Origin of the sequence: Saccharopolyspora sp. NPDC050389, assembly GCF_040655595.1 — a bacterium.
Classification (GTDB): Bacteria; Actinomycetota; Actinomycetes; order Mycobacteriales; family Pseudonocardiaceae; genus Saccharopolyspora.
The window spans coordinates 1-14,457 of the sequence record NZ_JBFAKG010000114.1 but is presented as its reverse complement, the minus strand read 5'-3'; the positions used below and the strand labels follow the sequence as shown (position 1 = coordinate 14,457).

Annotated in this window: 13 protein-coding genes and 1 pseudogene; 4 read left to right on the top strand and 10 right to left on the bottom strand. The window is 69.0% G+C overall.

Annotated elements, in window-relative coordinates:
* Positions 1–69 precede the first annotated feature (69 nt).
* A complete protein-coding gene (locus tag AB0I53_RS43140) occupies positions 70–651 on the top strand; it encodes a class I SAM-dependent methyltransferase (RefSeq protein WP_358615267.1) in 582 nt (193 codons plus the stop codon).
* 296 nt (positions 652–947) lie between these two features.
* On the opposite strand, the gene AB0I53_RS43135 is transcribed toward AB0I53_RS43140, so the two are convergent.
* The 3 genes from AB0I53_RS43135 to AB0I53_RS43125 form a co-directional block, all read right to left on the bottom strand.
* Entirely contained in the window at positions 948–1,646 is a 699-nt protein-coding gene (locus AB0I53_RS43135; RefSeq protein ID WP_358615265.1) for an SRPBCC domain-containing protein, read from the bottom strand.
* Positions 1,636–2,241 (bottom strand): helix-turn-helix domain-containing protein, encoded by a 606-nt coding sequence (locus AB0I53_RS43130; RefSeq protein ID WP_358615263.1) that lies wholly within the window; start codon positions 2,239–2,241, stop codon positions 1,636–1,638. Before AB0I53_RS43130 ends, AB0I53_RS43135 begins: the two co-directional genes overlap by 11 nt.
* Positions 2,242–2,319: 78 nt before the next feature.
* Positions 2,320–2,538, bottom strand: coding sequence for a hypothetical protein (locus AB0I53_RS43125; RefSeq protein WP_358615261.1), 219 nt, complete (start codon positions 2,536–2,538; stop codon positions 2,320–2,322).
* 142 nt (positions 2,539–2,680) lie between these two features.
* Here AB0I53_RS43125 and AB0I53_RS43120 point away from each other — a divergent pair, with 142 nt between their 5' ends.
* On the top strand, positions 2,681–3,988 hold the full coding sequence (locus tag AB0I53_RS43120) for a helix-turn-helix domain-containing protein (protein WP_358615259.1): 1,308 nt from the start codon (positions 2,681–2,683) through the stop codon (positions 3,986–3,988).
* Positions 3,989–4,043: 55 nt separating this feature from the next.
* Here the strand turns inward: AB0I53_RS43120 and AB0I53_RS43115 are convergent, their stop codons facing one another.
* The 4 genes from AB0I53_RS43115 to AB0I53_RS43100 form a co-directional block, all read right to left on the bottom strand.
* Positions 4,044–5,459: an NAD(P)/FAD-dependent oxidoreductase gene (locus AB0I53_RS43115; RefSeq protein WP_358615257.1), complete on the bottom strand. Its 1,416-nt coding sequence runs from the start codon at positions 5,457–5,459 to the stop codon at positions 4,044–4,046.
* A 107-nt stretch (positions 5,460–5,566) separates the two neighbouring features.
* The gene (locus tag AB0I53_RS43110) at positions 5,567–7,366 is read right to left on the bottom strand and encodes a DUF3556 domain-containing protein (protein WP_358615255.1); all 1,800 of its coding nucleotides are present in this window, start codon (positions 7,364–7,366) and stop codon (positions 5,567–5,569) included.
* A gap of 88 nt (positions 7,367–7,454) precedes the next feature.
* Positions 7,455–8,858 (bottom strand): AMP-binding protein, encoded by a 1,404-nt coding sequence (locus tag AB0I53_RS43105; RefSeq protein WP_358615253.1) that lies wholly within the window; start codon positions 8,856–8,858, stop codon positions 7,455–7,457.
* 546 nt (positions 8,859–9,404) lie between these two features.
* Entirely contained in the window at positions 9,405–9,884 is a 480-nt protein-coding gene (locus AB0I53_RS43100) for a CGNR zinc finger domain-containing protein (RefSeq protein ID WP_358615251.1), read from the bottom strand.
* A gap of 104 nt (positions 9,885–9,988) precedes the next feature.
* Between AB0I53_RS43100 and AB0I53_RS43095 the strand changes: the two genes are divergently transcribed.
* On the top strand, positions 9,989–10,855 hold the full coding sequence (locus AB0I53_RS43095; RefSeq protein WP_358615249.1) for an alpha/beta hydrolase: 867 nt from the start codon (positions 9,989–9,991) through the stop codon (positions 10,853–10,855).
* Positions 10,856–10,873: 18 nt separating this feature from the next.
* Here AB0I53_RS43095 and AB0I53_RS43090 read toward each other — a convergent pair whose 3' ends face one another.
* From AB0I53_RS43090 to AB0I53_RS43080, 3 genes and pseudogenes are all read right to left on the bottom strand, one after another.
* Positions 10,874–11,038, bottom strand: a complete 165-nt coding sequence (locus AB0I53_RS43090; protein ID WP_358615247.1) for a hypothetical protein — start codon at positions 11,036–11,038, stop codon at positions 10,874–10,876.
* Positions 11,035–11,247, bottom strand: a pseudogene (locus AB0I53_RS43085) (IS701 family transposase); the annotation flags it as partial. The gene AB0I53_RS43090 and the pseudogene AB0I53_RS43085, both read right to left, overlap by 4 nt.
* 438 nt (positions 11,248–11,685) lie before the next feature.
* Positions 11,686–13,137 carry an amidase gene (locus AB0I53_RS43080; RefSeq protein WP_358615293.1) on the bottom strand — a complete coding sequence of 484 codons (1,452 nt, stop codon included), beginning with the start codon at positions 13,135–13,137 and terminating at the stop codon, positions 11,686–11,688.
* Between the two features lie 490 nt (positions 13,138–13,627).
* On the opposite strand from AB0I53_RS43080, the gene AB0I53_RS43075 reads away from it, so the two are divergent.
* Positions 13,628–14,383 (top strand): hypothetical protein, encoded by a 756-nt coding sequence (locus AB0I53_RS43075; protein ID WP_358615245.1) that lies wholly within the window; start codon positions 13,628–13,630, stop codon positions 14,381–14,383.
* The last annotated feature ends 74 nt before the right edge of the window (positions 14,384–14,457 follow it).

The window sequence follows — 14,457 nt, the reverse complement described above, 5'->3', positions numbered from 1 at the left end:
TGCCGGTAGTACTTGCAGGTGCCCAGGGGGCAGCCGCCAGACGGCGACCCGGCCTGCGAAGATCGAGCCATGTCTGAAGGAACCGGACGCGTCACCGCCCCGAACGGACCCGCCGAGTGGGACGGCGACGACTACCAACAGCGCTTCGACGCGCTGGCGGCTTCCGGGGCGGACGTTCACGGTGAAGCAGGCTTCGTCCGCTCCTTCTCCCCCGCGAGCGTCCTCGACGCCGGCTGCGGGACGGGCCGCGTGGCCATCGAACTGGCTCGGCACGACATCGAGGTCATCGGGGCCGATCTCGACAGCTCGATGCTGACCACCGCCCACCGCCTGGCCCCGGAAATCCCGTGGGTCCAGGCCGATCTGGCCGAGCTCGACCTCGGGCGAACCTTCGACGTGGTCGTCATGGCCGGCAACGTTCCGCTGTTCACGCCGTCCGGCACCCAAGCCGCGCTGGTGGCGGGCGTGGCCCGCCATGTGCGCCCCGCAGGCCTGCTCATCGCCGGTTTCAGCCTCGACCGCGGCTACCGGATCGCCGACTACGACGCGCACGCCGCGGCGGCCGGGCTCACGCTGACCGACCGGTTCGCCACCTGGGACCGAGCCCCCTTCGCCAACGGCGACTACGCGGTGTCGGTCCACACCCGCTGAACACCTCGCACAACTCCGGCTGATCGCTCATGGCTGCGATCGAAATGTCCGTCCTGAAAGAACACGCTGGCGGGCTCGTTGGGAGACGTGCTTGCCGTGCCCGTGATGTTGTCGATCCGCATGGACTGCCCCAGGCAGGGAGGACGTGTCGTGCCGCACGGCACGTCCTCCCTGCCTGCCTCTTTCGGCCGTAGCGGGTGACGCTCTACATCTGCGAGTCGGCCAACCCGAGGCGTGCAGCGTCATCGCTTCCCTCGAACATCAGCGACGCCGTCGGCTTCCGCGGGTTTGCGCGGTCATGCCTGCTCTTCTTCGATCGCGGCAGCGAGCCAGTGTTGCCAGGACTCGGCGCGCTGCTTCGGGTCGGCGAGTTCGCCGTAGTGGTGGTCGCTGACCGCGATCGGCATTCCGATCGCGGACCGTTCGTGGAATCGGATGAGCTCATCCGCGGTGCGCAGCCCGATGAACTTCTCGGTCAGGTAGTCCACCTCGCCGCGGAGCTGCGGTCCGCCGGGCAGGTCGATCGTCACCTGTTCGCCGAGCCGGGCCGGGGCGAGCAGCAGGCGCAGCCGGTCCCATCCGCCGATCGCAGGCGCCTCCGCCTCCACATAGGACGCCGGACGACCGCCGAAGTGCCGCAGGTACTGGGCGAGCGTGAACAGGTACATGTCCCAGCCGCTGCTGGTCATGCCCTCGTACTCGTCGCTCCAGTCGTCACCGAGGACGCCACTGTGGACGAACCGGAGCACGCTCGACCCGCCGTCCCTGCCCTCTACCAGGTACTCGAAGGCGTTCGTGGAGCCGTCCTCGGCCGCCGGGGTGCGGATGGTCAGCTTGCGCGGCGGATCCCACTCGGTGACCTCGGAGCTCTCCGGGTCGATCTCCATCGGCATGAACCACGCCGCCAGGCCGGGCCCAGTGGCGATGGCCTGCCAGACCTCCTCCGGCGAGGCGGGCAGCTCAATCTCCTTGGGCAGCTTGAATTCACGCCCCATCTCGTCCCTCTCCCACTCGGTCCATTGAAGGGTGCAGCGCCACCACGAGCCGGTGCCTGCGGCCCCCGGCGGCGCTCTCATCGTGGTACTTCGCCACCAGTCCGGCGACCGCGTCGGAGAGATCCTGGGCGAACGCGGCCCGTTCCGCCGCGCCCGCGAAGCGAATCTCCCCGTCGATGGCGAAGGTGGCCACCCGTTTGCCCGCCTTGCCTCCGGCGCCGATCAACGCGCCGACGTCCTGCACCAGGCGGGCCGCCACGGCCAGCAGCCACCGGGCGGAGAGCCGATCCGGCGAGCGGGACGGGTCCGGCGCCACCGGACCGGAGGCCGACGGCGAGATCACGTAGGCCCCGGCCGTCGCGCGCATCACGCGCTCGGTCATGTTGCCCTTGCGCCGCTCCTCGACCAGCTCGATGAGGCCGTGCTTTTCCAGGCCACGCAGGTAGTAGTTGACCTTCTGCCTGCTCAGACCGAGCTTGGCCGCGAGCGACGACGCCGAGCCAGGTTCGGCGAGCTCGTGCAGCAGCCGCGCACGTACCGGTTCCAGCGTCACCGCGGCCGCGGACGGCTCGTCGATAACCGCAACTTCCAACATGAGACCGAGCATGCCTTTGACAAAATTTTTTGTCAGAAAACATTGGCTGTCGGTCAGGTCACCTTCCTCGCGGAGACGTCACTGGACACCGTCAAGCCATGAGCAAGCGCAAACCGCTGTCGGGACGGCGTAGTCGCACGCCGCGCAGATACCTTGCCCTGCACCGAGAATCGCCGCGGCGATCAGGAACATCGGCACGCTCTTGGTGGTGGCGAGGATGTGCATGCCCAGCGCGATCTCCACTGCGCACAAGGCGTTGTAGGCGACCTGGGTCAAGCACCAGGCGACGAGCACCATCGCGACCGAGCTCGCGCACCAACGTTTGTCAGTTGTGCACAACGGGTCTGCCGATCTTGTGCCCGCATGCCATGGAGCGGTGGGCCGCCGAGCCGTAGGCTTGTGCCTCACAACTCACAGGGCAGGCACGGAGGTGACAGCGTTGTCCCCACCTGCGTCGAGGGCGTTGTCCGCGATGACGGGCGAGGCCGATCCGGAGATCAAGTCGCTGGTTTCCGAGACCGCGCGGCGGCTCAACGACCAGCTGCCCCATCTCGCGCGGGACATGAGCGACCTGCTCGCGCACCGCATCGACAAGCTGGATTCCGACGGCGACCTGGTGCAGCTGCTGCTGGCCAGCGTCGACGCCAACATCAAGACGATCGTGCACGTGCTCACCAACCACATCCCGATCGAGCACCTGCAGCCGACCACGGCGGCGGTGGAGTACGCGCTGCGCCTGGCGCAGCGCGACATTCCCGGGAACTCGCTGGTGCGGGCCTACCACATGGGGCAGGACTACCTCATCCAGCGCGTCTACGGCGAGGTGCAGCGGCTCGGCTGCCCGGCCGGCACCCAACTGCTGGTGCTGCACCACATCTCGCGCGTGGTGTACCAGTACATCGACTGGATCTCGCTGTACGTCATCGACGCCTACGAGGAGGAGCGCAAGCGCTGGAACAACACGCGCGGCAGCGTCCAGTCCTCGTTGGTCCACAAGATCCTCAGCGACCAGCCCGTGCCCGCGGCGGCCTTCGAGGCCGAAACGGGCTACCGGCTCGGGCAGTTCCACATCGCCGCGATCATCTGGAGCCCCGACTCCTCGACCGATCAGCTGCGCACCCTCGAAGAACGCGCGCGAACCCTCGCGGTTCGCTGGAACTCGTGCGGTCCGCCGATCGTCACCGCCATCGACCGCTCCACGGCGTGGGCGTGGATCCCGCGCGGGAGGAGCGCGGAGGCGATCGACATGGCTGATGTCCGCCGATTCGCCGAAGATTCCGGCGGGTGCCGCATCGCGCTCGGCCTGCCCGGCTGCGGAACCGCCGGATTCCGGCGCTCGCACGCGCAGGCCCAGGCGGCCCGCTCAGTGGCGTTGGCCTCGCCGAGCGACCGGACGCCGCTGGCGGTCGGGTTCGGCGACCAGGGCGTCGCGATCGTGTCCATGCTCGCCAAGGACATCGACGAGACCCGGCAATGGGTGCGCGACGTGCTCGGCCAGCTCGCCGTCGCCAACGAACACGCCGCCACGCTGCGGGAGACGATGCGCACCTTCTTCCGCACCGGCGAGAACTACGCGCGGACCGCGGAACTGATGCACCTGCACCGCAACACGGTGAAGTACCGGATGAACAAGGTCTTCGGCGAAGGCAGCACCCCGACCTCCTACGACCGGATGGACGTCGCCCTGGCCCTGGAGGTCTGCCACTTCCTCGGCGAGCGCGTCCTCCACCAGCCGGACCAGCCCTGACTTCCGGGTGCCCTGGCACGCGATTCGCCGAGCACCGCGAAAAACGAGCTGCGGATCAGTGTCGGAGGTGGCGTAGCGCGCGGGCGGCCGCGTTGGCGCCGCACATGCCGTGCGCGCCCGGTCCTGGCGGGGTCGCCGCCGAGCACTGGAAGTGGCCCGGCAGTCCGACGTCGTAGGGCTGCAAGGTGGTGCGGGGACCGAAGGTCACCTGCCGGAGGTCTTTCGCGCCCGTCAGGATGTTGCCGCCGACGAAATTGGCGTTGCCCTGGGCGAATCCGGCCGGGGTGCCGACCGCGGTGCCGACGATCCGGTCGCGGAACCCGGGGGCGAACCGCTCGATCTGCGCGATGATCGCTTCGGTCGCGTCGCCGGTGTAGCCGTACGGGACGTGCGCGTATGTCCACAGTGGATGCGTGTCGCCCACCGAGCGCGTCGGGTCGGCGAGGTACTGCTGTCCGACCAGCACGAACGGCCGGTCGGGCATGCGTCCGGCGTGCACCGCCCGCTCGGCCGCGGCTACCTCCGCCGGGGAACCGCAGATATGCACCGAGCCGGACCGCTGGGCCTTCTCGGCGGCCCAGGGCACTCCGCCCGCCACCGCGAAGTCGACCTTGAAAGCGGCGGGCCCGTACCGGAACCGGCGGTAGGCACGGGAGATACGTGACGGCAGCCGGTCGCCCAGCGCGTCGGCGACCGCGGTCGGCGCGACATCCCACACCACGACGTCCGACGGCGGGAGCTGCGCCGCCGACCGGACCCGGACACCGGTCTCGATCTTCCCGCCGTGGTCGCGCAGCAGTGCGGCCAGCGCGTCCGTGATGGCGCGCGAGCCGCCTTCGGCGACCGCCCAGCCGTGCCGGTGGCCTGCGGTCAGGATGCCGAGCCCGATCGCCGAGGACAGCGGCAGATCCAGCGGCCGGAATGCGTGCGCGGCCACGCCCAGCCACAGCGCCCGCGCCTGCTCGGTGCGGAACACCCGAGCCAGCGTCGTGGCAGGCAGGAGCGTCGGGATGCCGAACCGGGCGAGCCGCAATGGATGCCGCGGCAGGCGCAGGAGCGGACGAAGGATGTCCTCGCTCAGCGCGTCGTATCCCTGGGCCGGTCGCTCGAACAGCGCGCGCCAGCGGCGGCCGTCGGGCCCCAGCTCGTCGACCGTTTCGGCCACCGAGCGGTGCAGGATGCCGGCGGTGCCGTCGTCGAGCGGGTGCGCGCAGTCGATCTCCGGCAGTCGCCAGCGCAGGCCGTAGCGGTCGAGTCCCAGATCGCGCAGGACGTGCGAGCCGACCGCCATCGGGTGTGTCGCCGAACAGTGGTCGTGCAGCAGGCCGGGGACGATCGCCTCGACGGTGCGGGTGCCGCCGCCGATCTCGTCCGCCGCCTCCAGCACGGTGACGTCGACGCCCGCCCGGGCCAGGACTGCGGCGGCGGTGAGCCCGTTTGGGCCGCTGCCGATCACGGTCGCGGTGCTCATCGGAGTCCCTCCCGAGGGTCTATGCGTGCGCTTCCTGGGCGGGTGGAGGGCGAGCCGACTCGCCCTCCACCCCGGAGTCTTCCAGCCGGAAGCCACCGTGCGAATCGTCAGGCGGTCGCGCGGACCGCCGGATCGGGTGCGCTGCGGCTGGTGTCGCGGGTCCAGGTGACGTCGAGCGGGATCGGCCCGTCCGGCAGCCACGGCTGCGCCGCCACCGCGTCGGAAACCTTCCAGGTGCCGCGCTCGATAACGCCGAGCGCGGCGTCGATCACCTTGTAGTGCTGGACCTTCGAGTGGATCGCCTGCGACTCCACCCACACCACGAGCCATTCGCCGGGGGCGAACCCGACGCGGGACTGCACCGCGCCGACCAGGTCCTCGTCGTGCAGGTGGCCGTCGCCGAAGTTGAAGCCGATCAGCGAATTGCAGGCGAACTCGGCCTCCCGCACCGTGCGCCGGTCCAGATCGGGCACGTTCTTCAGCAGCACCGAGAACAGGCCGCGGCCCTGGCTGTGCATCGACCGCCAGGCGATCGTCTGCTGCATCGTGATCTCCGCGACCACCGGCGGATAGCCCATCGCCCGCAGCTGGTCGACCTGGTTCTTCGTCGGCCGGTGCGGCAGCGAGTTGAGCTTCTCCTCCGCGCCCGGGGCGAACACCCACAGCGCCGAGGCCCAGTTGCCCGCGTACTGCCGCATCGACGGCAGGAAGGAGACCAGGTCGGGACGCAGGTTGCCCAGGATCGGGAAGAACACCAGCGCGGCGACGATCGCGGCGGTCAGCCACGGCGAGGACATGTCGCCGATGCCGTAGCCGTCCCAGGCCGGGAAGCCGAGGAACAGGAAGATCGAGAGGTAGCCGAAGAGGATGTTCCACTCCAGCGGCACGGCCAGCGGGAACGTCGACGTGATGAACAGGTGGAACACCACCATCAGCGTCACGCCGGCGAGCGTGAGCCAGTAGTTGGTGGAGAACAGCAGCACCAGCGGCGTGATGACCTCGACGGTGGTGCCGCCGACGTGCGCCATGAACGTCGCGAGACCCGAGGGCCGGATGTCGCGCGGGAAGTCGCGGTAGTGCGCGCGCTTGAGCCACTTGGCCGGCATGCACGGGCTGTTGGACACCATCGGCGGCACGACGTTGGTGAAGTGCAGGCCGAACTTCGACATGCCGGCGCCGATCCACACCGTGCAGATCAGCAACTTCGCCGCGACGATCATGTCGACGAACGGCAGCGCGGCGAAGAACACCAGGGCCGGCAGGTACTGCTCGCCCCGGGCGGCCAGGAAAATCGTCTTGTCCCGCAACCCGTTCAGCACGTAGAGCACGATCGGCGCGATCAGCAGCGCCGGGGCGACCAGGCCGGAGGTGTTGTCCGGGATCACCGCGCTCAGCGACGCGCTCGGCGCTCCGGGCAGCACGACGGCCACCAGCAGGCTCGCGAGGAACGCCAGGTACAGGACGACGTCGAACGCCGTCCGGCGATCATCGCCGGTGAACGGCACCCGCCGCCACGGGCGCAGCCTGATCGAGCCCGGTCTCGCCCAGAAGAGCACGCCGCCGGTCATGGGCTTGAACTTGCCGGCGATCGGGCCCCAGGATCCGGCGACGCCGAACGCTTCGAGGAAAACCGTCCACAGCAACAGCTTCTGGTAGACGACCGGCTCGTTCCACCAGTTCCCCACGTCCCAGAACGGCCCAACTCCGGAAGTCCAGGTCGCCAGTGCCGTGCCTGCCAGGATGTAGAGGAAGACCAGCTTGACCACGTATGTCGCCGGAATCATCTTCGGCGACCCGAAACCGTGCTGCACCCAGTGCAGGGCCAGGGCCTTCAACCGTTCCCGGAGGGGCTCGTCCAGGAAGGTCTCCAGGTCCACTGGCGGGAAATCGGCTGTTTTGAACCCCATTGTTCTCACCTCTCGAGCGAACTCGTCCGGGCACGACGGATCGCGCCCGGAAACCGCGTTCGGGCGGGGAATGCCAACTGGAAATCGCCTACGCGTGCACGGCCAACTCGCGGAGGCGCAACTTGTCGACCTTGCCGACCGGGTTCTTCGGCAGCTCGTCGACCAGGTGGATCTCCACCGGATGCTTGACCTTGGTGAGGTCTCGCCGGCAGCGTTCGAACAGGTCCTCGGCGGTCAAAGACGTGCCCGGGTAGGCGACGACCCACGCCACCGGCACCTCGCCGTAGACGGGGTGCGGTGCCCCGACGACGGCCGCTTCGAGGACGTCCGGGTGCCCGTGCAGGACCGCTTCGATCTCCTTGGGGTACAGGTTCTCCCCACCGCGGATGATCATGTCCTTGATCCGGTCGACGAGGGTGAGGTAGCCGTCCTCGTCGATCCGCCCGACGTCGCCGGTGCGCAGCCAGCCGCCGGCGAGCGTCGCCGCGGTGTCGTCGGGGCGGTTCAGGTAGCCGCCCATGACGTTCGGGCCGGAGATGACGACCTCGCCCACCGCGCCGGTGGGCAGGAGCTCGCCGTCGGGGCCGAGCACCGCGATCCGCTGACCGGGCAGCGCCGGGCCGACCGTGCCCAGCTTCCGCACGCCGTCGACCGGGTTGCACGTCGACGCGCACGTCCCCTCGGTCAGCCCGTAGCCCTCGACCAGCACGAACCCGAACCGCTCCTCGGTGCGTTCGAGCAGTTCCCGCGACACCGGCGCGGCGCCGCAGACGGCGAAGCGCAGCGAGCTCGTGTCGGCGCGGACGGACTCCGGCAGCTCCGCCAACCGCGCGTAAATCGTTGGCACAGCGGCGAAGTAGGTAGGCCGGTAGCGCTCGACCGCGGCCAGGAACGGCTCCGGGCCGAAGCGTTCGAGCACGGTGAGCTGCCCACCGGCCAGCATGCTGGCGAGGAAGCTCACGCAGATCGCGTTGACGTGGAACAGCGGCAGCACCAGCAGGCAGTGGTCGGCCTCGGTCAACCTGAAGTGATCGACCATCATCGACGCCATCGCGAGCAGGTTCGCGTGCGTCAGCATCACGCCCTTGGGACGCCCGGTGGAACCGCTGGTGTAAACCAGCAGCGCGAGATCCGCGCCCCGCGGATCGTGCGGCGGGAGCTCGGCTGCCGCTCCCGGCTGGGCGAGGTCGTCCACCGCGATCGACGGCAGCCCACCCGCGGGAGCGTCCGGCCCGGCGTTGACGACGAGCTTCGCGCCCGAGTCGATCAGCTGGTACTCGGCCTCGTTCGCGGTGAAGACGGGGTTGAGCGGAGTCGCGGTCGCCCCGAGCCGCCAGGCGGCCAGGAGCACCAGGAGCAGCTCGATGCGGTTGGGGAGCATCACGGCGACCACGTCCCCGGCCCCGATCCCCCTGCCGGAAAGCTGACCCGCGACCGCGTCGACCCGGCGCACGACCTCGGCGTAGCTGTGCTCATGACGCGCGTCGCGCAAGCAAGGACGCGGCGCGTCCCGGCCTGGCCGAGTCCAAGGCAGATATCCGAAAGTCACCATTCACCTCGCATCGCGGTGTACGTGACCCGGAACACTAAGAGCACCAAGGCGCCCCGCCCATGTCCAACATCGCCCAAGACCCACGACACCGTTGTGCGCGATCGACAAACGGCCGCGGCGATCGGGCTGTGTTCGGGTTGGGGGAACTGGAGATCGGGGCGGTGCTCTGCGGGTGCCGACGAGGCGTGACGCACGGTCACGCGAAGGGCGTCCGCAACCAGCTTGTGAGACTGCTGGAGACCGTGTGGCATGCCTGCGGTGGGTGTGCGGGATCTTGTTCGTGCTGTACACGGGAATGCCGTGGGAATTCCTGCCGCCGCCGAGCGGCACCCGGACAACGGTCATCGCTTGGCCGCCGGACAGCTGCTCCCGAGCACTTGCCGACAAACCGGGCGGTTCACACCGACGTCCGTACACTGGACACCGGCACGAGTGGAAGACGCGTGTCGGCTTGTGGGGGGCGCGTGTCGGCGCGTGGCGAACGGTTCAGCGGGTGCGTTCGTAGTGGCGGCGTGCTTTTGCGCGGTTGCCGCAGACGGCCATCGAGCACCAGCGGGCGCGGTTGGCGCGGCTGCGGTCGAGCAGGAACAGCCGGCACTCGTCGTTGGCGCAGGGGCGCAGTCGGCCGGGTAGTTGCTTCTCGGTGGCGGCCCAGGCGAGGACCACCTCGACGGCCAGCCGGGCGTGCGGGGGAGTCTTGACTGTCCACTGAAGACCATCCGGAGTGAACTCCGGGACCTGGTGGACCCCTTCGAGCAGCGGGCTCAACGCGGCGGGCGAGCTTTCTCCGCACACGACGTCCCGCAGGGCGTCCCGCGCCTCGCGCAGCAGCGCCAGCTCCGCGAGGCTGCCTTCGCCACCGTGCTCCCGCGCCCAGCGCCTCCCTCCGGCCGGGTCGCCGAGCGCGTCGTGTTCCTCGCCGTTGACCAGTGGCCTGCTGTTGAGCAGGTCCAGCAGCGCGTCCATCGGGCCCCGCTCTCTCTAACCAGATAATGTCGTTTGACAGGTTAGCCCATCCCGTGCTTCCATGACCTGAACCTAACCGTATTAAACCTTTAAAGGGGTTAGAAATGAGCTCGGTGCACCACCGGACCGCCACCGTCGACGGCCACGAGATCTTCTACCGCGAAGCCGGCCCCGCCGACGCCCCCGCGATCGTCCTGCTGCACGGCTACCCGACCAGCTCGTTCATGTTCCGCGAGCTCATCCCCCTGCTGGCCGGGGACTACCACGTCATCGCGCCGGACCACCTCGGCTTCGGCCACTCCGCTGCCCCCCTCGTGGGGGAGTTCGCCTACACCTTCGACGCCCTCGCCGAACTCACCTCCGGGCTGCTCGACCAGCTGGGCCTGGACCGCTACGCCCTCTACGTCCACGACTACGGAGCCCCCATCGGCTGGCGCCTCGCGCTCAAGCGCCCCGAACGGATCTCCGCCCTCGTCACCCAGAACGGCAACGGCTACGAGGACGGTTTCGTCGAGTCGTTCTGGACCGACGTCTGGGCGTACGGGGCGAACCCTGGCCCCGGCACTGAACCCGCTGTCCGCGCCGCGCTGAGCGTCGACGCCATCCGCTGGCAATACGTGCACGGCGTGCCCGACCCGAGCCTGGTCAGCCCGGACACCTGGGAGCACGACTTCGCCCTCGTCTCCCGCGAGGGCAACGACGAGGTCCAGCTGGCGCTGTTCCGCGACTACCCGAACAACCGCCCGCTCTACCCGCTGCTGCACGAATTCCTGCGCACCAGCGAGGTCCCGGTGCTCGCCGTGTGGGGCCGCAACGACGAGATCTTCGGCCCGGCGGGCGCGCGGGCCTTCGCCCGCGACGCCAAGGACGCGGAGGTGCACCTGATCAACGGCGGTCACTTCCTGTTGGAGAGCCACCTGGACGTCGTAGCGGGTTACCTGCGCGGCTTCCTCGGGCGCGTACTGGGCTAGTTAGTAGTGCAACGGCGCTCAGGTGAGTGGATAGCCGCGTCGTTCGTAGTGGCTGAGACGGGCTTGGTGCTGGCGTCGTCGGCGCCAGCACGACGACGACCAGACGTGCTCGACGCTCGCCGCGGGGCGCAGGACCAGGTTGACCAGCAGGCGTCGGACTTCCGGTAGCGTGAAGCCGATCATGCCCTGATCGCTGGTGCCAGATCCCCTTTCGCCGCACGGGATCGGGTCACCGCCGGCCAGGCGTGGGCGAGCATCGACAGCGTGGCGTGGGCGTACCAGGCACGCCAGGAGCGGACCTCGTAGTGGTCGAGTCCGGCGTCGTTCTCGGCCTGCTGGAAGCATTCCTCGATCCGCCGGCGGGTCCCAGCGATCCAGGCCAGGTCCAGCAGAACACCCGCCGCCCCTGACTTGCGGCGGGATGAGAGATCGACGCCCTAGGCTCCCGCCGCATAGCCGTTTTCGGGGCACAAACGGGGTGCAGCGTTCACGGCCAGGTCACCTGTGCCGTCCTGATAGGACGGTGTCGGCCGGGAGTTCCGCTGCTCGCCAAGGGCAACATGGGCCTTGTCCCATTGGCTGATCGCGAGATGCCTGTAGCGTTCGGCCGTCTGCACCGACTTAGGGTCGTTTCAGAAGGGCTCCGGGCGAGCTCGCCCCGGGACACCTGAGGCCTGGCAGGGTGGCGTTTTCGCGCGAAACCGCCACCCCGCCCTCACGCGGACTGCCGTTTTCGCGCGAAAACGGCGCACCAGCGCAGCGACTGCGCGCAATCGGAGGATCTCGTCGTGATCCGCACCTCGTCCTCGACGGACACCCGGTAGTACGCCCTATTCCGGTGCCTGGAAGCCGCCGATCTTCTGCTCGAGCAGTTCCGCCAGCCGTAGCGGGGTGCGGTCCTCGAACATCGGACCGATGAGCTGCACTCCTACCGGCAGCCCCTCGGGGGTAAGGCCCGTTGGGATGGCGGTGGCGGGCAGGCCGGGCATGGTGGCTATTCCCGCCAAGACGAGCTGGTCGAAGTACGGGTACTCGACGCCGTCGATGTCGATTCGGCGTTCAAACACATTGGCGTTGTGGTCGTGCGGGAACGCGGGAGTGGGCGTGATCGGACAGAGCACGGCATCGAACTCGGCGAAGAGCTGCCGCCAGCCGTGGCGGTGGAGTTCGCGACGGTTGTTCGCCTCGAGCCAGTCACGGTGGCTGGACACCATGGCGCGCAGCCGCGCCGCGTCCAGACTCTGGTCGTCCGCGCTCAGTCCGGCGGAGCGAGTCCGCAGCTGTTCGTACGCCTCGACGGGATAACCGGCGACGGCGCCCGAGAAGTGCAACTGCGTGTAGATCGTCGCGGCTTCGGTCAGATCGGGCAGCAGTGGACTGTGCCGTTCGACGCGGGCGCCGTCGTCGGCAAGCGCGTCGGCCACCCGGTTCACGCCCGCCCGCACGGCGGACCCGGTCGGAATGAGCGGATGCTCGTCGATGACCAAGATCCGGAAGTCGGACAGCCGTTCGTGGCGCGCGGGCGGCAGCGTCACGTCGTATGCGACGCCGAGCGTCTGTGGGTCCGGTCCGGCCATTACGTCGAGCAGGAGTGTGAGGTCGCGGGCGGTGCGCGCCATCGGGCCCACGACGGCGAGGTCGAGGTCGACCGGCAAGGCTGGCACGGACGGAGAGACCATGCCGCGGTTCGCCGCCAGCCCGAGCGTCGGCTTGTGTGCGTAGACACCGCAGAAGTGCGCGGGAGTGCGCAGCGAGCCGGCGATGTCGGAGCCGATGGACAGCGCGCCGAATCCGGCCGCCAGGGCCGCCGCTGATCCGCCGGAGGATCCACCTGACGTGCGAGCGTGATCCCACGGGTTGTTGGTGGTGCCGTAGATCTCGTTGAAGCTCTGGATATCCTGCAGCCCCAACGGAACATTGGTCTTACCGAGCACCACCGCGCCGGCGGCCTTGAGCCGCGACACCTGTACCGCGTCCTCGGCCGGCAGGTAGTTGCGGTGCGGCGGCATGCCCCAGTTCGTGGGCAGCCCGGCGATGTTGTAGGACTCCTTGACCGTCACCGGAATACCGAGCAGCGGCCGGTCCTCGCCACAGGCCCGCGCCTCATCGGCCGAGCGCGCCGCAGCCCGTGCGCGGTCGAAGTCCGGCACACAGATCGCGTTGATCACCTTGTCGTCCCGCTCGATACGGGCGATCGCCTCCTCGGTCAATTCCACCGAGGTCACCTCACCGGCACGCAAGGCAGCCGAAAGCTCTTCGGCCGACTGAAAGTTCCACTCCATGAATCCGACGCTATCGGCCTGCCGCAGAGGACATAAAATGCCGCTTCGCACAACGGGAAGTCGAACGGGCCACCTTGTCACGCACTCGTTCTGCCATCGAAGATGGCCCACCCCAGGTCAGCAGTGTCGGCAGTGGGCCAAATCCACTGGCAGGACATGAAATGCCGCTTCGCACAACGGGATAGATGTCTCAATACTCGTCATGTTCCTCAGCCCGGACCACCCAACGGCTACCAGCTGTGCGCCGTGCTGTTCGTCAACCCCCGCGGCGGCACCTTCGCCCTTTCTATCGATCCGGCTTTCAGCCCTTCTGAACCGCGGCGGAGCCGCCTGCGCTGCCGCCGCGCTTCGAACCATTGCAGGGCCCGGAACGCACTCGTAGTGCGGCCGTTCGGGTCACCTGTGGCACACCGTCGGCGGGTAGACAGTATTGTGCATAAGATATTATGTTGTCAGTCACATTCTGAGGGTGACGATGAGGTGGTCCAGCGTGCAAAGCACTACGCCGCGTCCCGCCGCGCCACCGCGACCCGAGATCGCGTCGTCGTGGGCCCGCTCGCGGCTGAGCGGTTTGCGCGAAGACGGCGCGCCGCGCCTCGCGCACGGCTCGGTCGCCGCCGAGAGCGGCCTGGTCCGCGCGGCCGGCCCGGTGCTGGAACGGGCGAAGGCCGAACTCGACGGGGCTCCGGTCGGGCTCGTGCTCGCCAACCACACCGCGCACGTCGTCGACGTGCAGTTCGCCGACCGCTCGGCCGGGCGGGCGATCGCCGATCTCGGCATCGCGCCGGGCGTTCAGCTCGGCGAGGACCAGGTGGGCACCAATGCGATCGGCACCCCGCTGGAGACCAAGCGCGAGCTGCTGGTGCGCGGGCCCGACCACTTCATCGCGGCGTTCCGCTCGTTCACCTGCTACGGGCACCCGATCATCCACCCGATCATCCACCCGATCACCCGCCGGCTCGAAGGCGTCCTCGACATCGGCGACTGCTCTGGCGAGGAGAACCGGCTGTTCCCGCCGCTGCTCCGGCGGATGGTCCGGGACATCGAGGACCGGCTCCAGCTCGGCTCGACCCGCGCCCAGCGCCGATTGCTGGCGGAGTTCCAGGTCGCTGCGCGCCAGCGGGGACGCCCGGTCATCGTGGTCGGGCAGAGCCTCGTGCTGGCCACGCCGCACGCGATCGACCTGCTCGAACCCGCCGACCACGCGGCCGTGCGGACCTGCGCCGAAGTGTGCGACATCCCGTGAGTTCGGTGGTTCCTCGTTGGGAACGTGAGGGTGGGTTGCCACCAGGAGCAGGGCGTTCAGGTTGATCTCCACAC